We start from the raw sequence: 23,833 nt of genomic DNA, 5'->3' as shown, positions 1-23,833 counted from the left end.
CTTGTCAGCTAAGGAGAGCCAGGGTGCGGATCGCGCTGGCCGGACTGGCGACCAGTCACCCATACACCGACGCGAGCACGCTGCGCGAGCACTGTGAGCTGGCCGTCTGGGAGCCGGATCCGGCTCGCCTCCAGCGCTTTCGCGACGAGCATCCGCAGGTCGACGTGCTGCCCGACCTGACCTCCCTCCTCGCGACGCGCCCCGACGGCGTCATGCTCACGGTGCCGACACCCCAGGTGCCCGCCGCCCTCCGGCACGTGCTCGACCTGCGCGTGCCCTGCTTCGTCAACAAACCGGCGGCGGCGACCGCCGACCAGCTCGCCGAGCTCGACGACGTGGTGGCCGCCGCGCCCGAGCTCGTGTTCAGCAGCTCGGTGCTGCGGTTCGCCCCCGCGTTCACCCGCCTGCGCGCCGACCTCGACGCGGCCGAGCCGCCGCTGGCCGCACGGGTCACCGTCCGCCACGACGCCCGGTTCTGGGCGGCCGGAAACAACCCCTGGCAGGACGACCCCGAGGCCGGGGGCGGCATGCTGGTGCTGCTCGGCGTGCACGGGGTCGAGCTGCTGGTGGCCCTGTTCGGGCCGGACGTACGGCTGGTCGGCGCGGTCACCGCGCGCCGGCACTACCGGTCGCTGCGGTCGGAGGACACCGCACTGCTGACGCTGGCCTGGGAGGGCGGGCCGGTCGGCATCGTGGAGGTGCTCGCGAGCGGGAGCGGCGAGGCGTACGAGGTCGCCGTGCACGGCCCGGCCACCACCGCGACGGTGACGCTGGAGGGCGGCGACGACCCGCGGCACGCGCTGGGCTACCGCGGCGCGGTCGAGGCGTTTCTCGCGATGGTCGCGGGGCAGCCGAGCCCGGTGCCGTGGCCGCAGACACAGGCCATCCTGAAGGTGCTCACGGCGGCCCGAGCCACCGCCTGACCGGGCCCGCGCGCCGCAACCAACGTCCCAGTCCGCCCGGAAACCGGCGCCGACCCAAGCCGCCCCGTAGCCCCGCACGCCGCCACCGACCTCCCGACCCGCGCCGCCAACCGGCGCAGGCGCGGCCACCGGCGCGAGCCAGTCGGAAGGCCCGCGCGCCGCGGCCATCTCCCAGCCAGAGCCGGAAACCGGTCACGTGGTTGACAGTGCCGCCGCGTCCTGTTTACGGTCAGGGCCGTTACTAGAGCCGGAGGTTGTTCATGCGATCCCTGCCCGAGCTTGAGGAGCGCTTGTCGCGGCCACGCGACGCCCTCGTCGAAGACCTGCGAAAGATCGACGGCGATCTTCTCGTGCTCGGCGCGGGCGGCAAGCTCGGACCCAGCCTGGTCCGGCTGGCGCTGCGAGCTGTCGAGGCCGCCGGCACCGGCGCCCGGGTCATGGCGGTGTCGCGTTTCTCCGACACCGGGCTGGCCGACTCGCTCCGCGAGGCCGGCGCGCACGTCATCGCCGCCGACGTCACCGATCCCGCCGCGCTGGGCGGGCTCCCCGACGCGCCCAACGTCATCTACCTCGTCGGGTCGAAGTTCGGCACCGCGGGGCGCGAGCACGCCACCTGGGCCACCAACACGTTCCTTCCCGGGCAGGTCGCCGACCGCTACCGCGGCTCGCGCATCGTCGCGCTCTCGACCGGCAACGTGTACCCGCTGGTGCCCGTCACCTCCGGCGGCTCCACCGAGGACGGCCCGATCGGACCGGTCGGTGAGTACGCGATGAGCTGCCTCGGCCGGGAGCGCATCTTCGAGCACTTCGCCGAGACACACACCACGCCGACCGCGCTCATCCGCCTCAACTACGCGGTGGAGATGCGCTACGGCGTACTCGTCGACATCGCCCGTGCGGTCCTGGCCGGCGAACCGGTCGACGTCACCACCGGACACGTCAACGTGGTCTGGCAGGGGTACGCCAACGAGGTGACGATCCGCGCGCTGCGGCACACCTCCGTACCGCCGTTCGTGCTCAACGTGACCGGACCGGAGCTGGTTTCCGTACGGCAGGCCGCCGACGCGGTCGCCGCAGTCGCCGGGCTCCCCGCGCGGGTCACCGGCGAGGAGGCGGCCAGCGCGCTGCTCTCCAACGCGCAGCGGTGCCACCGCCTCTTCGGCTACCCCGACGTGACTGTCGCCGACCTGATCGAGTGGACCACACACTGGGTACGCGACGGCCTTCCCCTGTTGGGCAAGCCGACCCAGTTCCAGCGGCGGGACGGCAGGTTCTGAGCGTGACCCGCATGACACCATGGCCCACCGCGCTCGGTGACTTCCAGACCCAGTCCAGCCCGATCGAGACGTTCCGCCGTGGATGCGTCATCCCGGCGCATCCGCTCGCCCTCGACGCCAACCGGCGGCTCGACGAGGTCCGGCAGCGGGCGCTCACCCGTTACTACATCGAGGCGGGCGCGGGCGGCGTCGCGGTCGGCGTGCACACGACCCAGTTCGCCATCCACGACCCCGGCACCGGCCTGCTCGCTCCCGTACTCGACCTGGCCGTCTCCACCGCACGCGAGTACCAGCACCGGGTCGTCCTCGTCGCCGGAGTGTGCGGGCCGACCGCGCAGGCGGTGGCCGAGGCGGAGTTGGCCGCCTCGCTCGGATACGACATGGTCCTTCTCTCGCCAGTGTCCGATATGGACGAGGAAGGGCTCATCGACCGGGCTCGCGCGGTGGCGGAGATACTCCCGCTGGTGGGCTTCTATCTCCAGCCCGCCGTCGGCGGACGGCACCTCTCCCGCGCCTTCTGGACCCGCTTCGCCTCCATCGAGGGCGTCGTGGGCATCAAGGTGGCGCCCTTCGACCGGTACCGCACACTCGACGTGCTGCACGGTGTCTGCCGGGCCGGCGCGGTCGACCGGGTCAGCCTCTACACCGGCAACGATGACCACATCCTCACCGATCTCGCGACGCCGCACCGCGTGGTGGTCGACGGGCGGCAGGTCGACGTCGGTTTCGTCGGCGGGCTGCTGGGCCAGTGGGCGGTGTGGGTACGCCGGGCGGTGGAGCTGCTGGAGGACGCACGGCTCGCGCGTACCGGTGACGACGCGGCGCTGCGCCGGATGCTCGCCCTCGACGGACAGCTCACCGACGCGAACGCGGCGATATTCGACGTGGCGAACGGCTTCCACGGCTGCATCCCCGGCATCCACGAGGTGTTGCGGCGGCACGGCCTGCTGGCCGGCCGCTGGTGCCTCGACCCGGCCGAGGAGCTGTCCCCCGGCCAGCTCGCCGAGATCGACCGGGTCTGGAACGCCTACCCCTGGCTGCGCGACGACGAGTTCATCGCCGAGCACCTCGACCGCTGGCTCGCCGGCTGACGCGACGCCTGCCGCACAAGGGCAGTGGCTGGCGCGTCGGGCTTCCCCAACCAGCCCGACGCGCCAACGCCGAAAGCCACAAGCCAGACGAACGCTAGAGAGTCAGCCGGTACAGCGTCAGCGGGCGCCCGCGGGGGCCCGAGTTTCGGTTGCCCTCGCGCTCGGCCAGGCCCGCCATCTCCAGCCGGTGCAGCAGCCGCCGCGCGGTGCGCTGCTGGACGCCGAGGTGCGTGGCAACGTCCGATGTGGTCAGTGACTTGGCACCGGTCGCCTCCCACGCCCCTTGCAGTCGCTGCAACGTCGGCACCGACAGGCCGACCCGCTGCGCCACGTAGGCCAGGTTTTCTCCGGCGGCCGGCGGGATCGCCTGATCGGACTCGAGGACGAGGTCGGTGTCGCCGCGCAGGGAGACCACCGCCGCGACGTCGCCGATCCGCCGCGCCCGGGCCAGCGCCCGCCGGGCCAGGCTCTCCGCCTCCGCCGCACTGCGGCCGAGGCCGAAACCGAGGCGCACCACCGCGTGCCGGTCGGCGAGCCGGCGCAGCATCGGCAGCGCGGTGAAGCCGCCGCTGGCGCTGGCGAGCGGCCCCCGGGTCGTAATGATCATGTGGGTGCCGCCCTTGGCACGGGCCACGCTGCCGCCGAGCGCCGCGACCTCCTTGAGGAGTCCGGCCTCGTCTCCGCCCTCCGGGAGGTCGACCAAGCCGAGGGCGAGATGCGCGTCCTCCTGCGCCTGGTTGTCGGCGGCCAGAAGCAGCTGCCGCAGAGCGACCCGCACCGAGTGGCTGGACGGCGCGAGCCGCAGCGCGGGCAACTCCTCGGCGAGCACGTCGTACGCCGAGCTGAGGCAGGTGACCGCGACGCCCTTGTGCGCACCGCGATGGTGCCGGCGGTGGAAGGCCACCACGTCTTCGGAACTCTGCCCCGGCCGGTACGGCAAGGTACGCACGCCGTCGGTCGGCAGGCCCGCCTCGCGAAGCGTGCCGAGGACGTCGGCGGCGGGCAGCGTGTCGACGGACAGCCGGGTGATGTCCTGCTTCTCGTGGAGCAGCCGCACCAGCGCCTGCAACAACGTGGCGCCCATGTAGTCGACGAAAGTCGCGGCCCGGGACAGCGTGCCCGCCTCGTGGGCCAAGGTGTACGGGACGATCCCGGTGAACAGCCACGCGCCGACCGAGGCGCTGTATGCCTCCACGATGCCCGCCGCCTCGGACTCGTGGTCGTACACCAGCCGGAGCGGGGTGACACCGGCCTGCTCCTCACAGACCTCCGCCACTTCGTCGACAAGGTCGTGCGGACCAACGATGCCGATGACGATGCTCACCGCTTCCTCCCGGCTGGTTGCGTTCCCAACAACTCTAGATTACGGTCTGGACCGCTATGACTGACGCCCTTGAGCACCTGCGGTTTCCCAGCGTGGCCGAAGCGGCCGGCCGGACCATCGGCGCCGAAGAGGTCGAGGCGGTCACCCGGGTGCTGCGATCCGGGATGCTCAACAGCGTATGGGGTACCGAGACGCGCGCGCTGGAACGTGAGATGGCCGCCCTGCACGGCGTCGGCCACGCGGTCGCCGCCAGCTCCGGTACCGCCGCCATCCACCTCGCGGTCGCGGCCGCCGGACCCGATCCGGGCGACGAGATCATTACCTCGCCAATCACCGATTTCGGCACCGTCGGGCCGATCCTCGCGCAGAACGCCGTACCGGTCTTCGCCGACGTCGACCCGGTGACCGGCAACCTCGACCCGGCCGCCGTCGAGAGCGCGATCGGCCCCCGCACGAAGGCGATCGTCGCGGTGCACCTCTTCGGCGCCACCGCCCCCGCGGAGCTGCGCCAGATCGCCGACCGGCACGGCGTACCGCTGATCGAAGACTGCGCGCAGGCGTGGCTCGCCCGCTACCCGGACGGCCGGCTCGCCGGCACCGCCGGGGCGATCGGCTGCTTCAGCCTCCAGCAGTGGAAGCACATCACGTGCGGCGACGGCGGCCTGACGATCACGGACGACGCCGACCTCGCCCGCCGCATGCGCCTGTTCGCCGACAAGGGCTGGCCGCGCGACAAGGGCCGGCGGCACCAGACGTTCGGGCTCAACTACCGGATGACCGAGCTTCAGGCGGCGGTCGCGCGGGCCCAGCTCGCGAAGCTCCCCGGCGTACTCGCCCGCCGCCGCGCCACCGCCCACCGGCTGCTGGCCGAACTGGGCCCGCTGCCCGGGCTGCACCTGGCGGCAGACGTGGACCGGCACGCGTGGTGGCTCATGCCGATCGTGCTCGACGCGGGGCTGCCGGTCGGCAACCAGGAGTTCGCCTCGGCGCTCGCCGCGCGCGGGATCCCGGCCCGGCCTGGCTACCTGGAGGAGGCGCTCAACCACGCGCCGGCGTTGACTGGCGCGCCGGTCTACGGGTCGTCGCGGTTCCCGCTGGACGCGGGGCACGCGCCGGCCGCCTGCCCGCGGGCGGACCAGCTCGTCGGCCGCACGCTGGTGGTGCTGGACTGGAACGAGGCGTACACCGAAGAGCACGTCACGGCCGTCGTGGCCGCGATCCGGGCCGTACACCGGGAAGTGACCGGCCGGTGACCGAGCCCTCGATCGCGTGGGACGTGGACGTGCTCTTCGGCAAGGCCCCCAAGCACGACGTCGACGCGAGCGTCGAGGCCGTCTCCGGATCGCTCGCCGGGCACGGTGTCGCCGGGGCGTTCGCGTGTTCCCTGCGCGGGGCGCTCTACCAGGCCGGCGAGGGAAACGACGAGACCCTCGCGGCGGCCCGGGCGGCGGCCGCGCCTCGGCTGGTACCGGTGGGGACGGTCGACTGCCGGGACGCGCTGGTCGCGGAGGCGGAGGTCGCGCGGCTCGCCGACGCCGGCGTACGCGTGGTGAGGTTGTTTCCGGTCGAGCAGGGCGCCGAGCCGGAGCATCCGGGCTTCCGGCACATCGTCGACGTCAGCCTCGCCGCGGGCATGACGATCCTGACCGAGGGCGACGTGCGGCGCTTCTGGATGCCGTTCGCGGACCGAGGGGCCCGGGTCTGCTTCCTCGACGTGCACGCGTACCACGTCGCCGACTTCGTGCTGCTCGCCCGCCGCGAGCCCGGCTTCGTCGCGTCGACCCGCCTGCTCAACAGCCCCGACTCGATCGAGCGGATCGCCGGTGAGGTGGGCGCCGGGCACCTGGCCTACGGGTCGCGGGCGCCGCTGCACGCGGTCGGCCCGGCGGCGCTGCGGCTGCGGCGGGCCGCGCTGGCGCCGGCGGAGTGGGCGATGGTCGCCGGGGGCACCGCGGCGGGCTGGCTCGAGGCGGGCACTCCGTGATCGTCGATGTGCACGCCCACCTCGGGCCATGGTTCTTCGCGATGGACGTGGGAGCGGTCGGGACAAACCTGTCGCTCATGGATAAGTACGGCATCACGGTGCAGATCGTCTCCTCGACGGAGGCGGTGGTCTACGACGCGCCGGCCGGCAACCGCGCCCTGGCCACGGTCCTGGCGGGCACTCCCCGGCTGCTCGGCTACGTGGTGGTCAACCCCAACCACCTGGCCGCCGCCGAGCGCGACCTGGCCGAATACCTGCCGACCGGCCGCTTCGTCGGCGTCAAGATCCATACGACGTACCCCGGCCGGCCGATCGCCTCGGCGGCGATGCGCGACGCCCTCGCCCTGGTGGCACAGGCCGGGGTACCGGCGCTGGTGCACACCTGGGGCGACGATGTCTTCGCCCTGCTGGACCACCTGGAGGCGGAGCCCGCGCTGCGGGTCGTCGCCGGGCACATGGGCGGTCCCGCCTGGCGGTCCGGTGCCGAGGCGGCCGCCCGCTGCGACCGCATGTACCTGGAGCCGTGCTGCTCGATCACGGACGCGGGCAAGCTCCGGTACGCCCTGGACCGCGTGCCGGTACGGCAGTTCCTCTTCGGCACCGACGCCACGTTGATCGACCCCGCGGTGTCCCTCGGCGTGGTCGCCGACGCGCGCCTCGACCCGACCGAGCACGAGCACCTGATGTGGCGCAACGCGGTCGAGCTCTTCCGCCTGCCCGGCCCCGACCAGCCCTGACCGCCCGCCGGCCCCAGGGCACGCCCCGGCCCGCGGCGAGGTCGGCCCTTGTGGAACAGGCCCTGGTCCGGCGGGGCGGGCGGCACTACATTGAGCCGATGTCGATCGACCCCCGGGCGGCGAGCCTGCGTGACCGGCTGCGCGGGCGCCTGGCCGCGGCCGCCGCGACGCCGATGGACGCCGCCGGGCGGGTCGAGCCGGCCGTCCTCGACGCCTACCTGCGCGGGCTCCTGGCCGACGGCGCCGACGCGCTGGCCGTGCTGGCGCACACCGGGCGGGGCGGGCACCTGCCGGCGGGCGTACGCGAAGAGGTGATCCGCCGCGCGGTGGCGCTCGGCGTACCCGTCGTGGTGGGCGTCGGCGGCGGTGCCGAGGAGGACGACGAGGTCCTGGTCCGCCAGGCCGCGCAGGCCGCGTCCCTCGGGGCCGACGGGGTCATGGTCTACCCGCCGGCGCCGGGCACCGATCCCCTGCCCCGGCACGATAGGATCTGGCGCGGGTCCGGGCTGCCGCTGATCGCCTTCGACCTCTACATCCGGCCGTACCCCCAGGCCGCGCTCGCCGCGCTGCTCGACCATCCGGCCGTGGCGGCGCTGAAGGTGGCCCGGCTGCACGACGCCATCGCCTGCCAGACCGGCCTGGCACTGGCCCGTTCCGCGCGACGGCTCGCGATCACCGGCGAAGACCGCATGTTCGGGCCCTCGCTGATGTGGGGCGCGGAAGCGGCGCTGGTCGGGCTGGCCGCGGCCGCCACGCCGGTCACGGCGGCGGTGATGCGGGCGTTCGGCGAGGGCCGGCACGGTGACTTCCTCGCGGCGTCCGCGCGGCTGGACGCGCTGGCCGCGGCCACCTTCACCGAGCCGTTCGACGGCTACGTGCGCCGGATGCTGTGGATCGCGGCGGCCGAGGGGCGGCTGCCCGCCGAGACGGCGTGCGACCTGTTCGGGCCGGACCTGCCGCCGGGCCAGCGGGAGCGCGTGCTGGCGTGCTGCGCCGGCCTCGGCGTGCCGACCGGCCACGCCACCACCGTCGCGGAGGCGTGAGCGGCACCGCTACTTGACCTTGCTGTCGGCCGCCAACTATATTTTCGGTCATGGCCGTTATTGACGGCACGGGTCCACACGGGACGGTCGTCGACGCGCACCGCTTGCTCGGGCCGCTTCCCACCGGCGCGGGGCCCTCGGCCACCGTCGCGGGGACGCTCGGGGAGATGGACCGGCTGGGCGTCGACGAGGCCCACGTGACCCACGCCTACGCCCTGCACGGTGACCCCGCCGAGGCCAACCGCGCGCTCTTCGCCGCCCTCGACGGGGTCGAGCGGCTGCGTCCGGTACCGGTCGTGATCCCCGCCGTCGCGGGCGCGTCCGTACCGGCCCGGCTGGAAGACCTCGACGAACTGCGCGCCGCCGGGGTCGCTATGGTGCGCCTCGCTCCCGCCCGGCACCGCTTCGACCCGGCCGGCCCGGTCGCGCGGCGGTGGCTGGAGCGCCTGGGCCGGCTGGGCATCGCGGTGGCGATCGACGCCGCCGACACCTCCCTCGCCACGCTGCGCGCCCTGTCGGCGGCCCATCCGACCGTCAACTGGCTCGTGCTCGGCCCCGGCTACCGGCGGCTCCGCGAGTTCGGGGAGCTGCTCGACACCTCACCGAACGTCTGGTTGGAAACCGGCACGCTCAACACCTCCGGAGCCGTGGAGTGGTTCGCCGAGCGGTGGGGAGCCCAGCGGCTGGTCTTCGGCACCGGCGCGCCGGTCTTCGACGACGCCGGACCGCGCCACCAGTTGGACCACCTGGCCCTGAAGCCCGAAGACCGGGCGCTTGTCGCGGGCGGCTCGCTCGCGGCGATGCTGGGACGGCCGGCGACCCGTGCCGGACACGCGCCGGACCGCTCCGCACCGCGGACAGGGCCGATCCTCGACGCGCACGGACACATCGGCGGCTGGCACGACTTCCTGATCCCCGACCCGAGCGCGGACGGGCTCGCCGCCATGGCCGCACGGCTGGGCGTCACGACGATCGGCATCTCGGACCTGCTCGCCGTCGGGGCCGACCCGGCGGTTGGCAACCGGCGCGCGCTGGCCGCCGCCGAGACGCATCCGGGGCGGTTCGGCGTGTGGCTGGTCGCCAACCCGCACGACCCGGGCGGGCTGGACGACGTACGCGAGCTGCTGGGCCACGAGGCCGTGTGGGGCGTCAAGCTGCATCCCGACGTGCACCAGTGCACTTTGGACGATCCGGCGTACACGCCCGTCTTCGAGCTGGCCGCCGCGCACGGTGTGCCCGTGCTCGCGCACGGCCAGACCGACTCGTCGTGGTCGGATCCGGTGCGGTTCGCGGAGGTCGGCCGCCGCCATCCCCAGGTACCGCTGCTGATGGGGCACGCCGGGCTGTGGCCGTACGGATTCGCGCGGGCCGCCCGGCTGGTCGCCGACGTGCCCAACGTGTACCTGGAGACGTGCGGCTCGCGGATGACCGCCCGCTGGATCGCCGAGCTGGTCCGGCTCGCCGGTGCCGACCGCGTGGTGTTCGGCTCCGACGCCTGCTTTCTCGACCTGCGCCAGGGGCTCGGCCGCGTGCTGGGCGCACCGCTGGACGGACCCGACCGGGACGCCGTGCTCGGCGGCAACCTGGCCCGACTGCTCCACATTGGAGGAGCCTCATGACGGCACTGGCCCGGGACGGCGGCAAGCCGGTACGGGACCGCCCCTGGCCGGCCTGGCCGCCACCGCTCGACGACGCGCAGCGCGCGCTGCTGTTGAGCATCGCGGAGAGTGGCAAGTGGGGCGCGACGCAGGGGCCGCACTGCGACGACTTCGCGCGGCGGTTCGCCGAACGCTCCGCGGCGCCCCACGCGGTGCCGCTCGGCAACGGGACGCTCGCGCTGTTCGTGGCGCTGCGCGCGCTCGGCGTCCGGCCCGGAGACGAGGTCGTCGTGCCCGCGTACACGTTCGTCGCGTGCGCCACCTCGGTGCTGCTCGCCGGTGCCGTGCCGGTCGTCGTGGACGTGGACCCGGATCACCTGCACCTCGGTCCGGAGGCGGTGGAGGCCGCGATCACGCCGCGCACCAGGGCCGTCATGCCGGTGCACCTGGCCGGCAGCCCCGCCGACATGGCGCCGCTGACCGCGCTCGCCCGGCGGCACGGGCTCGCGGTGGTCGAAGACTGCGCCCAGGCGCACGGCGCCCGCTACCGTGACCAGCCGGTCGGTGGGATCGGCGACGCCGGCACGTTCAGCTTCCAGTCGTCGAAGGCGATGACCGCCGGCGAGGGCGGGCTCGTGGTGTGCCGCGATCCCGAGGTTTACCGCCGGATCTGGTCGCTGTGCAACGTCGGGCGCCGCCTCGGCGGAGCCTGGTACGAGCATCCGGAGATCGGCTGGAACCTGCGGCTGACCGAGCTTCAGGCGGCCCTGCTGCTTCCCTGGCTCGACCGGCTCGACGCGGAGATCGACCGCCGGGAGGCGTTCGCGGCCCGCGTCGTGGCTCTGCTCGCCGAGGCGGCGATCGGCGCGTCGGTGGTCCCACAACCAGCAGGTACGACCCGCGACTCCCGCCACCTGCTGATGATCCGGGTCGAGCGGCCGCTCGGCGAGCGCGAGGCCCGGTTCGTGGCCGAGGCGTGCGCCGCCGAAGGCGTACCCGTCGACCTCGGCTACCCGGCGCTCGGCACGCTCCCCGCCGTACGGGACAGCGACGCCCGGATCGCCGACTGTCCGCACGCGACACTCGCTTCCCGCCAGGTCTTCTGGCTCCGGCAGAGCGTGCTGATGGCCGATCCCGCCGAGGCGGAGGACGTCGTCGCCGCGCTCGCCAAGGTGCTCGGCGCGCTGTAGACAGCGAGAAAGGGGCGGCACCGGTCTGGTGCCGCCCCTCCCGTGTGGTCACCTATCCGGCCGGTGGCCAGTCGTACCAACGCGCTTCCAGCAGCAGCGTGCTCTGCAACATGTACTTCGGCCCGCTGGGATCCGCCGCGAAGAGGCTCCCCCGCACGTTGCCGCCGGTGTTCACCAGCGTGTCGGGGTCGATGCGCATCTGGTAGCCGATCGCCGTGCCGTACAGGTAGCCGTCGTGCGGGTCGTACACCAGGTTCACCGCGCGCGGCTGGAAGTTGGTGATGGTCGGCCACGGGTACGCGCGGTACTCGACGCTGCGCAGCACCTCGCGCGTCGCCGGGTCCAGCTCGAACGCCTTGCCGGCGGTGATGCCGAACAGCCGGCCCTGGCCGTCGAAGGCGAGCGCGTTGACGCCCTGCTCCCCCGCGAGCGGCACCGTCTCCCACAGCTTCGTGCGGGAGGCGACGTCGAACGCGAAGACCTTCCCTTCCTTCTTGGCCGGGCAGCAGCCGAGCGAGCCGCCGTAGAGCACGCCGTCCCGGTAGGTCAGGGCGCTGACCTGCTGGTCGCCGGCGATGCCGTGGAAGACCTCGTGGCTGCCGTCCGCCGGGTTGTACAGGGCGAGGGCGCCGTCGGTCTGGCTGTTCTTGGGCGAGGTGCCGACCGCCAGGTAGTCGCCCGCCGACGTGAGGGTCCAGGGCCGCTCCTGCCCCTGCGCCTTCATGTCGAACAGCTTCCGGGGATTGTTGTCACCGAACGGGATCGCCGGGTCGTACGCCCAGATCTCCGCGTTCGGGTAGACGCCCAGGTACAGGATCCCGTTGTGGGTGGCCATCCCCTCCACCTGGTGGCGGAAGTCGTACGTGGTCCACTCGCCGGTGCGCGGGTCCCAGGCAACGAAGCCGCCGGAGAAGTAGCCGCCGCCGTAGACCCGGCCGTCCGGGCCGACCGCGAGCGAGCGGGGGGCCGTGGCTGTTCCGGTCAGGCCCGCGATGCGGTCGAGCGTGCCGGTACGGGTCTGCACGTCGTAGACCATCAGCTCGCCCGCCGGCTGCCCCGCCACGATGAGCTCGTGCCCGGTGGAGGGGTCGACGATCCGTTCCATGCCCTTTGCCGCGCTGAGCCCGCCGAGGTCGACGTTGCCGGCGAAGCCGGTCGAGCGGAAGTGCCCGCTGCGCGGATGGTACTCGGTCAGCTCGCCGTTGCGGACCATGTAGACGCGACCGGCCCGGTCCGCGCTGGACACGCTCTGGCCGCGGTAGTCGCCGAGCGAGGCACGCCGCGCCCAGCCGCCCGCCTTGAGGTCCCAGACCCAGCCGGAGCTGGCCTCCACGCCGCCGGCGAACATCACGTACAGGAAGCCGGCCGCGTCGTCGAGCTGGTAGGTGTACTTGTCCAGGGCCATGCCCGGCGGCAGCGGAAGCTCGGTCTTCTCGCCGGTCACCGGGTCCACCTTGTAGAACGCGGTCACCGGGCCGAGCCCGACGTAGAGCTGGCCGTCGGCGTACTCGACCGAACGGACGTACGTGTACCGGTCGCCGAAGGTGCCGTAGTCACGGAAGGCGTTGGTGGCCGGATCCCAGCCGACCAGTCGGCCAGGCGGCAGGGTACCCGGGGCGAAGCCCTCGGTGGTGCCGACGTAGAGGCGGCCCTGGTCGTCGGTGTCGCCCTCCCACAGGAAGCTGGTGTACTGCGTCGGCGCCCCGAGGTTCTGGATCTGGTCGCCGCCCCACGGGAGGCGGAAGAGGGCGCCCTTGCCGTAGGTGGCGACGAAGACATCCCCGTTGGACGCGACCGAGACGCCCCACGCGCCCTGCGCGTCCGGCATGGTGAACTTGCGGACCACGGTGCGGGTGAACGGGTCGACCTCGGCGAGGTAGGCGGGGGTTCCCGCGGCGGGCAGGCCGCTCACGGCGAGCCAGGTGCGGTAGGTGCCGTCGGGCATGCGGGCCGTCTCGCCGCCCGCCGTGGTCGTGGCGGTGAGCGGGATCGCGCCCCGGTTGGCGTACTGCGGGTAGGAGGCCGCCACCGCGGCGGGGGCGGGTGCCAGGACGCCGGCCGTGACGAGCACTGCCAGCAGCCCCGCCAACCACACCCGGGTCGATCGGCGATAGGTCATGTGCACTCCAAATTATTAAGGGCCAGGACCGTAATTGGAGAGGCTAGACGGATGATCCACTGCTGGTCAATCGCCTAAGCTGGCCTTGCGGCCCTTCGGACAGCCTGGTTCAGGCGAACCGGTCGAGGTCGCCGGCGCGCAGTTCGTGCTCCAGCGGAAGGCCGGCGGCGAAGCGGGCGACCTCGGACGCGAGCACCTGACCCTGGCGCAGGCGGCCTTCCACGGTCGCCGCGGCGGCGTGGGGAGTCAGCAGCACGTTCGGCAGGGTCCGGTACGGATGGTCGGCGGGCAGCGGCTCGTGGTCGTACACGTCGAGCGCGGCGTCGATCCGTCCACTTTGGAGCTCGGCGAGCAGCGCCTCCTGGTCGACGAGCCAGGAGCGTGCGGTGTTGACGAGGCCGGCGCCGTCGGGCAGCAGCTTCAGCTCGGCACCGCCCAACAGGTGGCGCGTCGCGGGAGTGGCGGGCGCGTGGACGCAGGCGATGCGGCACCTGGCCAGCAGGTCGGGCAGGGGCAGCAGCTCGACGCCGAGGTGCTTGGCCGCGTCGGAGGTGACGTAGGGGTCGGAGAGCAGCACGCGCGCGCCGAGCGGGCGCACCATCTCGATGTAGGCGCGGCCGGTGCGGGAGGCGCCGACGACGCCCACCGTCGCGCCGTACAACTCGTGGTGGTCGGTGACCACGCCGACGACCGGCCACTGCCGCTGGGCGCGCATCGCGTGGTCGTACCGGTGTACCCGATGCAGGAGCGCGAGGGTCATCGCGAGCGCGACCTCGGCGACCGGGCGGGCCATGCCGGCGCCGGCCTGGGTGACGCGGATGCCCCGGGCGAACACGGCCTCCGTCACGAACGGCCGGATGGCGGCCCCAGCGTGGGCGATGAGCTTGAGGCGCGGCGCGGTGTCGAGCAGGTGCGGCTGGAGTCGGGGCATGCCCCAGCCGGTGACGAGGATGTCGACGTCCGGCAGGGCCGCGCCGAGTGCCCCCGGGTCGCCACAGTCGAGGACGGTGCCGGCGGCGGCCAGCTCCCGCTCCCGTTCGCCGTCGAAGAGCGCGGCGCGCAAGGCATGGCTCAGGGCGAGCCCGACGGTGGGGCCCTGGTGCATATCACTCACTTTCGGCCTGGTCTAAAACTGTATGCCTGCCAGTCACAATCACCCATTGTCAGGCAGTAACGCCATGACTAGCGTATCGGTCCAGCCCGTAATTAGGAAGCGCCCATGAGGAGGTCCGACTTGAACGTCCGCTCCCTGGCCACGACGGCAGCCCTCGCACTCGCCGCCAGCCTGTTGGTCGCAACGCCCGCGCAAGCGGCAACCTTCGTCTCCTTCAACCCCCGCACGATCCTGGCTCCGGGGCTCCCCTCCGGTGGCGGTGTAGACCAGAACGTCACGCCAGTCGGCACCGTCTCGCTGAACATGACCGCGACGCAGACCGCCTACGTGGTCTCGAAGATGCGGGTCAACGGCGCCACCATCCGCAGCCTTTTCGACAACGAGGTCGTCTGCAAGGGGCCCGGCGGCTGGAGCAAGAACATGGTGACCGGGCAGAACGTGTACGACATCCACTCGGGCTCCCCCTTGCAGGACGTGACCCTCTACACCCGCTTCCTCGTGCATCCCGGGGTCGCCGGCACGGTCACCTGCACCGCCAACGTGCGGGGCAACTCGCTCAACGCCAACGACGCCACGTACCGGCTCGTGAGCGGGTACATCCAGTTCGCCGACACCTCGGTCGTCAACGCCACCAACGGCGAGCCGGTGCAGTCCAGCGTCAGCGCCGGCGTGCGCAGCCTCAACGCCGGCATCCCGGTGGTACGGCTGCCCGCGCTCGACTACTTCAACCTGCCGTCGAGCGTCAACGGTCTCAACGTGGTGGGCGACGTCGAGCTGATGGTCTGCTGGCCGAACAACCCCTGCGACAAGTACGACACGACGCTGGTGAAGTTCACGCTCTTCATCAACCAGTGGAAGTCGGACGGCACGCTCTGCAAGACCGACAGCAGCGTGCAGATCACGCACGACGTGCCGTACTGGGTCCACCACAAGTACGTGCCGCTGAACAAGGCGGACTTCACGGTCAGCAGGGCCGCGGGCTGCATCCCCCGCTTCAACGCCTACGTCAAGGCGGAGTGGCTGGGCGGACAGACCGCCGGCATCCAGGGGACGGCCGTCGGGCTCACCGACTCCCGCGGCTCCTCCAGCACGCACGACTCGGACATGAGCCACGCGTACGTGCTGCCCTACTGACCTCTACCTAAGGATTGTCCACACAGGAAGGTAAGGAATGCCGCTACTCAGACGGCTGATGGTGCCGGCCGTGGTCACTGCCCTGGCACTGACACCGGCCACGGCCGCCACCGCAGCCGACTATCCACAGTACGCGGACCGCGGTGTGATGCCGCTAACCGCGACCACCACCTCCGGCGGCGAGACCGCGCGGATGCCGGACGGCACGTACCGGACCTGGCTCGCCGTCACCGGCCTGCCCGCCGCCGGCACGCCTGCCTACCTCGCCGAGATCGACCCGTTCAGCCGGACGGTTGTGCGCAAGTACCCCATGGAGAACGCCTCCGGCGCGTGGGGCGTATCGGTGGCGGACAACGGGGACGTGTACGTTGCCACCAGCGTGCAGGGAGACCTGTTCTACCTGCCGTGGGGCAGCGACGAGATCCAGAACGTGGGCCGGCCGCTGCCGGACGTGAGCTTCCTGTGGGAAGGTGACACGGACGAGCACGGCACGTACTACATCGGCACCTACCACGGGTACGCGACCGGCACGCTGCCCGCCGCCCACCTGGTCAGTTGGGATCCGAAGACGCGCCAGTACCGCGACTACGGGACCTTCGGCGACCGGTACACGTACGTACGCTCGGTCGAATACGCGGACGGGCAGCTGTTCGTGGGGCTCGGCCCGTTCACCGCGTTCTACCGGGTCGACCCGGTCACCGGCGCCAAGCAGGAGATCCCGCTGCCGCCCGGCGTCTCGGGCGACAAGTACACGTACCAGCTCGACGACGCGGGCGGCTACCTGTACGTGCTGTTCGCCGGTGGGATCGAGCCGGCGGTCGGCTGGGTCTACGACATCAAGCGGCGGCAGTGGAGCCGCAAGGGCAGCCTCGGCGCCTACGCCGGGCAGTCGGTCACCAGCGCGGCCCGCAACGGCGAGGTCTACATGGTGCGCGGCGGCGAGCTGACCGCGTACCAGCCGCACAGCGGGCGCTTCCGGTCGACCGGGTTCGCCGGCAACGTGGACACCGGCGGGCTGGGCGCGGCCAAGGGCCTGGAGCGGACGATCAACCCGGCCAACCGGCACGAGGTGATCGTCGGCGGCCAGCCCAACGGGCAGATCTTCCTCTACGACACCGTGACGAAGCAGGGCTCGGTCGACCGGGTCGAAGGGCTGACCGGTACGCCGACGTCGCCGCGTTCGATCGGCGTCGGGCCGGACGGTCGGGTCTACGGCGGCGGCTACTTCTCCGGCGGCCTCGTCGCCTGGGACCCGGGCACGCAGGACTGGTCGGTGTACGACTTCTACCACCAGATCGAGGGCATCGCCACGCACGACGGCATCCTCTACCTCGGTGTGTACCCGAACGCCGAGATCTGGGCGTACGACCCGGCACAGCCGTTCGGCGACAACAACCCGAGGAAGGTGTTCGACCTCAAGGCGCACGGGCAGGAGCGGCCGTGGACACTGGTGTCCGCGGGCGACTACCTGGCCATCGGCACCTCGCCGAAGAACAGCGAGACCGACGGCGCGCTCACCCTCTACAACCCGGACGACGGCACACACCGCGTCTTCAAGGGCATCGCCGGCCCGCAGGAGATCAGTGCCATCACGTACCGAGACGGCGTGGTCTACGGTGGCTCGCTGGGCTGCTGTCCGTCCAGGCAGGACGGTCGAGTGTTCGCGCTCGACGCCGCCTCCGGGCAGAAGCTGTGGGAGACCGTGCCGATCCCCGGTGAACTCGGTGTGAGCGGGCTGGCGTTCGACGGCCAGGGCCGGCTGTTCGGCGTCACCGCGGGCAAGGGCTTCGAGCTCGACCCGGCGACCCGGCAGGTGCTCCGCACGGTCGACTACGCGTCGTGGAACTGGGGGCCGGTGATCGGCTTCCAGCCGCGGGCGGTCAACCTGGCCTTCGACCCGACCGACGGCCACCTGTACGGCACCGCCGTCGGGGCGTTCCTCCGCGTCAACCCGGACACGATGGCCAACACTGCGGCGGGAGTACGGGCGCAGCCCAGCCTCTTCGCCACCGCGACCAGCGGTACCGGGCCGAAGTACTTCCTGCAGGCCAACAACCACCTGATCGAGAGCCGCTGGTACGACTGACCCGCGACTCAAAAGGCTCCGCCCAGGTCGTGCGAGCGACCTGGGCGGAGCTTTCGGCCCGTCGTGACAAGCTCGCCCCGGCGACACAAGACATCGAGCTACCGCGATGTCCGTCGTGGTACAGACCGTCGCGCGGGGTCCCGGGGAGTCGTGGAGCGCGGCGGAGCGTCTTCTTGGGGCGCTTTCCCGCGGCCTCACCCTCCGTGGTCCACAAGCCCGTGGGCGATCACATGTTTCCGCTCCAGCGCCTCGCTGTGTGCGACGAGGCCGCGGTAGTCAACCGCCACGCCCCGCAGAAGCGTTTCGATGGCGCTCGCGGCTTCGGCGTCGGTCATGTGCCGGCGGCCGAACACCGCGTGGTAGTGCACCAGCGCCCCGACGATGTCGAGCACCTGTTCCCGGTCGGTGTCCCCGCGTAGGTCGCCGCGGGCGATGGCGCGGTCGAGCGTCTGACCGACAGCTCGCCGGGACGGGTCGATGACGGTGTCCATGAAGCGTGTCCGTAGCTCAGGGTCCGCCACGCAGTCGGTGTAGAGCGAACTGAGGACGTCCGGGCGGATCGTGCGATAGGCCGCGAGGAATACGTTGAAGCTCTCGTCGAGGTCGCACAGTGTGCAGCCGGTGTCGGGCGGCGAGGGGACGTCGAGGCGGGTCGCGATCGCGGCGAGCGCCAGCGGTGCGCGGCCGGGCCACCGGCGGTAGATCGCCGGCCGCGAGGTGCCGGCGCGGCGGGCGACGTCTTCGAGCGTCAGCCGGTTGTAGCCCGCCTCGTCGAGCACGTCCAGCGTGGCGGCGAGCACGGCGTTGTCGATCTGCGGGTCGCGCGGTCGGCCGCTGCTGCCCCCGGTGCTGGGACGGTGTGCCTCGGACATGAGGCCCAGGCTATACCCACCGTTACGTGCCCGAACGTAACGAAGTCGCGAGATCGCGGCGGACCCGATATCGTTACGTCATGGAACGTAACTTAAATGAGCGAACCGCGGAGGCAGCTCCGACGGATCGCGCCACTGGCCGGGAGTGGGCCGGGCTCGCCCTGCTGGTGCTGCCCATGCTGATGCTCTCGACCGACCTGACGGTGCTGTTCTTCGCGCTGCCCACCCTCAGCGCGGACCTGAATCCCACCGCGCCCCAGACGCTGTGGATCGTCCACGTCTACGGATTCCTGATCGCCGGCTTCCTCGTCACCATGGGACGGCTCGGCGACCGCTTCGGCCCGCGACGGCTGCTGCTGACCGGCTCGGTCATCTTCACCGCGCTGTCCGCGGTGGCGGCGTTCTCCGTGAGCGCGGAGATGCTGATCGCGGTTCGTGCCCTCATGGGAATCGCCGGAGCCACCCTGATGCCGTCGCTGTTCTCGCTGCTGCGCGTCATGTTCCGCGACGACGGCCAGCGCCGGCTCGCCATCGCCATCATGTTCAGCGCCTTCTCCGTCGGCGGGGCGGTCGGCCCACTCCTTGGCGGCGCACTGCTGGAGTTCTTCTGGTGGGGATCAGTCTTCCTCGTCAACGTGCCACCGATGCTGCTGTTCCTGCTCGTGGGCGCCAGGCTGCTGCCGGAACGCAGCGAGCGAACCCGTACCGGGATCGACGGGGCGAGCGTCGCGCTCTCCGTCGTCGGGATGCTCGCCGTGGTGTATGGGCTACAGGAACTCGCGGCGGGACAGCAGGCCGGCACCGGTTCGGCGTGGACGAACCTCGCCGTCGTGGCCGGCGGACTCGCCGTGCTGGCCGCCTTCGTACGCCGGCAACGCCGGCTGCCCGACCCGCTGTTCGACCTCGCCCTGCTAGCAAACCGGCGCATGGCCGTGTCGCTGGCGACCCTGCTGATCGTGGGGGTCGGTGTCGTCGGCACGTTCTACCTGTTCACGCAGCACCTGCAATGGGTTGCGGGCCTTTCGCCGCTGGAGGCGGGTCTGTGGACACTTCCGTTCGTCGCGGTGAACATCGCCGGGGCGATGCTCGCCCCCACCCTCGCCGCGCGAATGCCCGCCACCACGATCATCCTGGGCGGGCTGGTCATCGCCGCGCTCGGGGCGGTGCTGGTCGCCGCCGGCACCGGCGCGGGGGCACCGCTCGTCGCGGCGATATCCGTCATCGGGTTCGGGCACGGCGTGGCGATCGCGCTGGTCAGCGATTCGATCATCTCCAGCGCGCCGCCCGAGCAGACGGGCTCGGCGGCCGCCGCCCAGGAGGTCGGAGGCGAACTGGGCACCGCACTCGGCGTGGCCGCCGGCGGCGCGATCGGCACGCTCGTCTACCGCGTCTCCCTGCCCGGCGCCATGCCGCCGGAGGTGCCGGAGACAGCCGTCGAATCCGCCGGATCCAGCGTCCACGAAGGGATCGCGACCGCTGAACGATTCGCTGCCCACAGCCCGGCGTTTCTCGACGCGGTGCACGATGCCGTGGCCCGTGGTCTCCAGGCGTACGCCGGCGTGAGCTCGATCCTCGTCACCGGGGCAGCGGCCCTGGTCGCCGTGGCCCTCGTCCTGCGTCGACCCCGGTCGCCCCAGGATCGTTAGCGGACCGTGGATGTCCTGGGCTGCCGGCGGGGCGACAGCGAAACGCCCGGCTGCGGCCGAAGCCACAGCCGGGACGCGGGATCAGGTGATCAGGTGTTCAGCTCCGCAGGCCGGTGGTCGCGATGCTGTTGACGAGGTAACGCTGGAGCACGCCGAAGACCAGCAGGCACGGGACCACGGACACCGCCGCGGCGGCCATCATCGTCGACAGTGGAACGGTCTCGCTGCGCAGCGTCGCCAGGCCGACGGTGAGGGTCCGCATCTCGTCGCTCTGTGCCACCACGAGTGGCCACAGGAAGTCGTTCCAGTGCCACAGGAACACGAACACGCCGAGCGTGGCGAGAATCGGCCGGGTCAGCGGCAGCACGATCCGCCAGAAGATGCGCCACTCCGAGGCGCCGTCCACTTTGGCCGCGTCGAACAGTTCGTTGGGCAGGTCGCGGATGAACTGTCGCATGAGGAAGACCGCCTGGGAGTTGGCGAGCGTCGGCACGATCATGCCCCAGAAGGTGTCCAGCCCGCCCATCTCCGAGACCATCACGAAGTACGGGATCAGCATCGCCTGGAACGGCACCATCAGCGTGGCGAGGAACGACCACATGAGAGTGTCGCGGCCGGGGAAGCGCTTCTTCGCGAAGGCATACCCGGCCATGGAGGCGGTGAGCAGCACCAGCACCACCGAGACCACCGAGTAGATCAGCGAGTTGACGGTCCAGCGGGCGAACCCTGAGGCCGACAGCACCTGCGTGATGTTGTCCAGCGTGAGCCCGTCGGGCAGTTGCGTCGGCACCGTCGGCGCGTGCTCCGGCGACAGCGCCACGACGAACATGAGCGCGAACGGCGTCACGGTGAGCAGGGAGACGATCGCGAGCAGGCCGGTCAGCGAGAGGTTCGCCAGTGTGGGGCGCGCCTGCGGCTTCTCTTCCGCCGTGGTGGTCATGCGTCCTCCCGCCCTTCCGTCGTGGTGGTCATGTGTTGTCCCGGTCGAGGAAGAGCCGCTGGATCAGCGAGACCACGAGGATGATGATGAACAGGACCACGCCCATCGTGGCGGCGTAGCCGAAGTCGAAGAACCGGAAGCCCTGGTCGAAGAGGCCGAAGACGAGCGTGTAGCTGGCTCGCACCGGCCCGCCGCCGGTCATCACGTAGATCGTGTCGAAGACCTGGAAGGCGCCGATGGTCTCGATGACGATCACGAAGAACAGCGCGGGGCGCAGCAGCGGCAGCACGATCCGGCGGAAGCGTTGCCACGCGCTGGCGCCGTCCACGCGCGCCGCCTCCAGATAGGACCCAGGGATCGACTTGAGTCCGGCCAGGAGGATCAGCATCGAGTAGCCGAATCCCTTCCACGCCGACACGACGGCGAGCGAAGGCAGTACGAGCGTCGTCTCACCGAGGAAGTCGATCGGGCCGAGGCTGACCTTCGCCAGCAGGCCGTTGATCAGGCCATCCAGCTCGTAGACCCAGCGCCAGATGATTCCGGCGAGCACGAAGCTGGTGACGTACGGCAGGAAGAGCGCCCGGCGGAACAGCCCTCTCCCCCACAGCACGCTGTTGAGCAGCAACGCCGTGCCGAGCGCGATTAACACTGTCAGCGGTACGTAGATGGCGCTGTAGAGCAGCGTCGCCTTGAGGCTCGAGGCGAACACGGGGTCGTTCAACAGGCGCGTGTAGTTGTCGACGCCGACGATGTCGAACTCGCCGCTGATCTTGTAGTCGGTGAAGCTCATCCCCACCGCGCCGAAGGCGGGCACGAACCGGAACACCACGAACAGCACCAGCATCGGCAGCACGAACAGCAGGCCGGCGGCCGGCTCGCGTACGCGCTCCCGCCACGGCACGTTGCGGCGCCCGCCGCCGCGACCGGGCTTCCCCGTCTTCGCCGGCGCCGCCGGCCGGTCCGCGACATCCACCACTGGGGCTCCCCTCACCATCGGCGTATCCTGACCCGTCCATCAGGCAGCTTGTGGCCGGGGCACAAGCGCGGTGCCCCGGCCACGTGGCCACTCGATCAGCCCAACAGGGCGTTGGCCTCCTTGGCCGCGTCGTCGAGTGCCTGCTGCGCCGTCTTCTTGCCTTGCAGCGCCGCCTGGAGATGCGGCGCCAGGACGGCCATCACCTGGCGTGCCTTGGGGTGCGTATCGCCCGGGTACATCTTGTCGAGCGCGGCGGCGAACTGGTTCGCCTGCTCCGTCGCGTCCGGCACCTGCACGTCCGGGCGGGTCGGGAAGAAGCCGGACTCCTTCGCCAGGCTCGCCATCACCTCGGCGCTGCCGAGGTACGCGGCGAGCTTCTTCGCCGCCTCGTTCCCCTCCGCGTGCTTGGCCATCACCACGCCACCGGGGATGCCGAACGACACGCGGCTCTTGCCCTCGATCGGCTCACCGATGACGACGTTCTCAGCGCCGATGGCCCCCTCGATCTGCGGCAGCTGGCTCAGCGCCGCGGTCGGGACAGCCGCCGTGGTCCCCTTCAGGAACGAGGTGTTGTCGAGCACCGTGGTGGCGGTGGCCGCGCCCTGCTGGAGCCCGCCCGCCGCTTCGAGGTCGAGCAGGAACTGCAGCGCCTCGACACCGGCCGGCTGGTTGAAGGCGACCGACTTTCCGTCGGGGCTGAACACCGAGGCGCCGTTCTGCCAGAGGAACGGGTAGAACGTGAGGTTGAGCGTCTCGTTCGGCGCGCCAGCGTAGTGGAACATCGAGACCCCGGCCGCCGCCAGCTTCGGCGCCGCTTCCCTGATCTCCGTCCAGGTGTCCGGCGGATCGGTGATACCCGCCTTGGCCAGGGCGGCCTTGTTGTACACCGGCAGGTTGACGGTGTGGTAGATCGGTACCGCGTAGAGCTTGTCGTCGACCGACAGGGCGTTGATCGCGTTTGGCGCGAATGCGGCCTTGTCGGTCAGCACGTCGTCAACCGGGGCGAGCGTGCCCTGCTCGACATACTGCGGTATCTGGTCGGGGCCGAGCACCACCAGGTCGAAGCCCTTGCCCGCGGCGAGCGCGGTGGTGATCTTCTCCTGACGGCCGTCCCACGGCTGTAGTTCGATTTTCGCGTCGATGCCAGCGTTTGCGGCCTCGAAATCTGTCTCGACCTTGCTCCAGAAGGCCTGGCTCTTCGCCTGGTCGGCGATCACCGGATACATCCACAAGGTGACGCTGCCGCCACCCGACTGCTCCTCGCCGCTGTCGCCTCCGCACGCCGCGAGCGCCCCCGTGAGCACTGTCGCGATGCCTAAGGCCGCGGCCTTTCTCAACTGCACCCTTCCTCCCACCATCGCGGATGTACGCTCCGCGTCGACGCGCTGCCGGTCCGAATACCGGTCCTGGCCGAAATATAGGAGCCCGCTGACACGCAGGTCAAGGCGCCGAGACCGACGCGTGACCATTCGTCGCCACTGTCGCGCCGCCCGGCCCCCGAGACGCGCACCAGCGTCGCCACGGGCCGGCCCGATTCCACCTCCCAGTTGTGACCGACCTTGACCCGCGCTGCGCCCGCCGGCCCGCAATGGATAGCGATCGAAGATCTGCTCTTGTTACGGCCAGGGCCGATACCCGGACACAGGCCAGCCATCCCAGGACAGGAAAGCTTGCGAGACACGCCGGGCCGGCAGAGATCCGGTCGGATTGACAGAGGGTACCGCGCTGGTTACGGTCGGGGCCGTATTTCACACAACCGCACGGGACCTCATGTCGAGA

Annotated in this window: 19 protein-coding genes; 12 read left to right on the top strand and 7 right to left on the bottom strand. The window is 71.5% G+C overall.

The window, feature by feature from the left end:
* Positions 1 to 23 precede the first annotated feature (23 nt).
* The 3 genes from ACFFIA_RS32785 (at position 24) to ACFFIA_RS32775 (ending at position 3,291) form a co-directional block, all read left to right on the top strand.
* Entirely contained in the window at positions 24 to 923 is a 900-nt protein-coding gene (locus ACFFIA_RS32785) for a Gfo/Idh/MocA family protein (RefSeq protein WP_377258493.1), read from the top strand.
* Between the two features lie 260 nt (positions 924 to 1,183).
* The gene (locus tag ACFFIA_RS32780) at positions 1,184 to 2,200 is read left to right on the top strand and encodes an NAD-dependent epimerase/dehydratase family protein (RefSeq protein ID WP_377258490.1); all 1,017 of its coding nucleotides are present in this window, start codon (positions 1,184 to 1,186) and stop codon (positions 2,198 to 2,200) included.
* 11 nt (positions 2,201 to 2,211) lie between these two features.
* Positions 2,212 to 3,291 carry a dihydrodipicolinate synthase family protein gene (locus ACFFIA_RS32775; protein ID WP_377258487.1) on the top strand — a complete coding sequence of 360 codons (1,080 nt, stop codon included), beginning with the start codon at positions 2,212 to 2,214 and terminating at the stop codon, positions 3,289 to 3,291.
* Between the two features lie 94 nt (positions 3,292 to 3,385).
* On the opposite strand, the gene ACFFIA_RS32770 is transcribed toward ACFFIA_RS32775, so the two are convergent.
* On the bottom strand, positions 3,386 to 4,615 hold the full coding sequence (locus ACFFIA_RS32770; RefSeq protein WP_377258484.1) for a helix-turn-helix domain-containing protein: 1,230 nt from the start codon (positions 4,613 to 4,615) through the stop codon (positions 3,386 to 3,388).
* A 56-nt stretch (positions 4,616 to 4,671) separates the two neighbouring features.
* Between ACFFIA_RS32770 and ACFFIA_RS32765 the strand changes: the two genes are divergently transcribed.
* The 6 genes from ACFFIA_RS32765 to ACFFIA_RS32740 all read left to right on the top strand — a co-directional run bounded on the left by ACFFIA_RS32765 (position 4,672) and on the right by ACFFIA_RS32740 (position 11,167).
* Complete coding sequence (locus ACFFIA_RS32765) at positions 4,672 to 5,868, top strand: DegT/DnrJ/EryC1/StrS family aminotransferase (RefSeq protein WP_377258481.1); 1,197 nt, start codon at positions 4,672 to 4,674, stop codon at positions 5,866 to 5,868.
* Positions 5,865 to 6,599 (top strand): amidohydrolase family protein, encoded by a 735-nt coding sequence (locus ACFFIA_RS32760; protein WP_377258478.1) that lies wholly within the window; start codon positions 5,865 to 5,867, stop codon positions 6,597 to 6,599. The genes ACFFIA_RS32765 and ACFFIA_RS32760 overlap by 4 nt, the downstream gene beginning before the upstream one ends.
* Positions 6,596 to 7,336: an amidohydrolase family protein gene (locus ACFFIA_RS32755; protein WP_377258475.1), complete on the top strand. Its 741-nt coding sequence runs from the start codon at positions 6,596 to 6,598 to the stop codon at positions 7,334 to 7,336. Before ACFFIA_RS32760 ends, ACFFIA_RS32755 begins: the two co-directional genes overlap by 4 nt.
* Positions 7,337 to 7,434: 98 nt before the next feature.
* The gene (locus ACFFIA_RS32750; RefSeq protein ID WP_377258472.1) at positions 7,435 to 8,379 is read left to right on the top strand and encodes a dihydrodipicolinate synthase family protein; all 945 of its coding nucleotides are present in this window, start codon (positions 7,435 to 7,437) and stop codon (positions 8,377 to 8,379) included.
* A gap of 50 nt (positions 8,380 to 8,429) precedes the next feature.
* Entirely contained in the window at positions 8,430 to 9,998 is a 1,569-nt protein-coding gene (locus ACFFIA_RS32745; protein WP_377258469.1) for an amidohydrolase family protein, read from the top strand.
* Positions 9,995 to 11,167: a DegT/DnrJ/EryC1/StrS family aminotransferase gene (locus ACFFIA_RS32740; RefSeq protein ID WP_377258466.1), complete on the top strand. Its 1,173-nt coding sequence runs from the start codon at positions 9,995 to 9,997 to the stop codon at positions 11,165 to 11,167. The genes ACFFIA_RS32745 and ACFFIA_RS32740 overlap by 4 nt, the downstream gene beginning before the upstream one ends.
* Positions 11,168 to 11,219: 52 nt before the next feature.
* Here ACFFIA_RS32740 and ACFFIA_RS32735 read toward each other — a convergent pair whose 3' ends face one another.
* Both ACFFIA_RS32735 and ACFFIA_RS32730 read right to left on the bottom strand, forming a co-directional pair.
* Positions 11,220 to 13,286 carry an NHL repeat-containing protein gene (locus ACFFIA_RS32735; protein WP_377258463.1) on the bottom strand — a complete coding sequence of 689 codons (2,067 nt, stop codon included), beginning with the start codon at positions 13,284 to 13,286 and terminating at the stop codon, positions 11,220 to 11,222.
* Positions 13,287 to 13,395: 109 nt separating this feature from the next.
* Positions 13,396 to 14,391, bottom strand: coding sequence for a hydroxyacid dehydrogenase (locus ACFFIA_RS32730; RefSeq protein WP_377258548.1), 996 nt, complete (start codon positions 14,389 to 14,391; stop codon positions 13,396 to 13,398).
* 129 nt (positions 14,392 to 14,520) lie between these two features.
* On the opposite strand from ACFFIA_RS32730, the gene ACFFIA_RS32725 reads away from it, so the two are divergent.
* Positions 14,521 to 15,534, top strand: coding sequence for a hypothetical protein (locus tag ACFFIA_RS32725; protein ID WP_377258460.1), 1,014 nt, complete (start codon positions 14,521 to 14,523; stop codon positions 15,532 to 15,534).
* 37 nt (positions 15,535 to 15,571) lie between these two features.
* A complete protein-coding gene (locus tag ACFFIA_RS32720; RefSeq protein ID WP_377258457.1) occupies positions 15,572 to 17,620 on the top strand; it encodes a hypothetical protein in 2,049 nt (682 codons plus the stop codon).
* Positions 17,621 to 17,814: 194 nt separating this feature from the next.
* Here ACFFIA_RS32720 and ACFFIA_RS32715 read toward each other — a convergent pair whose 3' ends face one another.
* The gene (locus ACFFIA_RS32715) at positions 17,815 to 18,492 is read right to left on the bottom strand and encodes a TetR/AcrR family transcriptional regulator (protein WP_377258454.1); all 678 of its coding nucleotides are present in this window, start codon (positions 18,490 to 18,492) and stop codon (positions 17,815 to 17,817) included.
* A gap of 80 nt (positions 18,493 to 18,572) precedes the next feature.
* On the opposite strand from ACFFIA_RS32715, the gene ACFFIA_RS32710 reads away from it, so the two are divergent.
* Positions 18,573 to 20,138: an MFS transporter gene (locus ACFFIA_RS32710; protein WP_377258450.1), complete on the top strand. Its 1,566-nt coding sequence runs from the start codon at positions 18,573 to 18,575 to the stop codon at positions 20,136 to 20,138.
* 97 nt (positions 20,139 to 20,235) lie between these two features.
* On the opposite strand, the gene ACFFIA_RS32705 is transcribed toward ACFFIA_RS32710, so the two are convergent.
* The 3 genes from ACFFIA_RS32705 to ACFFIA_RS32695 all read right to left on the bottom strand — a co-directional run bounded on the left by ACFFIA_RS32705 (position 20,236) and on the right by ACFFIA_RS32695 (position 23,523).
* Positions 20,236 to 21,078, bottom strand: coding sequence for a carbohydrate ABC transporter permease (locus tag ACFFIA_RS32705; RefSeq protein WP_377258447.1), 843 nt, complete (start codon positions 21,076 to 21,078; stop codon positions 20,236 to 20,238).
* Positions 21,079 to 21,106: 28 nt separating this feature from the next.
* Positions 21,107 to 22,054: a carbohydrate ABC transporter permease gene (locus ACFFIA_RS32700; protein ID WP_377258445.1), complete on the bottom strand. Its 948-nt coding sequence runs from the start codon at positions 22,052 to 22,054 to the stop codon at positions 21,107 to 21,109.
* A gap of 95 nt (positions 22,055 to 22,149) precedes the next feature.
* Positions 22,150 to 23,523: an ABC transporter substrate-binding protein gene (locus ACFFIA_RS32695; protein WP_377258442.1), complete on the bottom strand. Its 1,374-nt coding sequence runs from the start codon at positions 23,521 to 23,523 to the stop codon at positions 22,150 to 22,152.
* Positions 23,524 to 23,833 lie beyond the last annotated feature (310 nt).

The organism is Phytohabitans kaempferiae (assembly GCF_042433955.1).
In the GTDB taxonomy this organism is placed as follows: Bacteria; Actinomycetota; Actinomycetes; order Mycobacteriales; family Micromonosporaceae; genus Phytohabitans; species Phytohabitans kaempferiae.
Note: the sequence above shows the minus strand (reverse complement) of the source record. Positions and strands in the feature narration are given on the sequence as shown.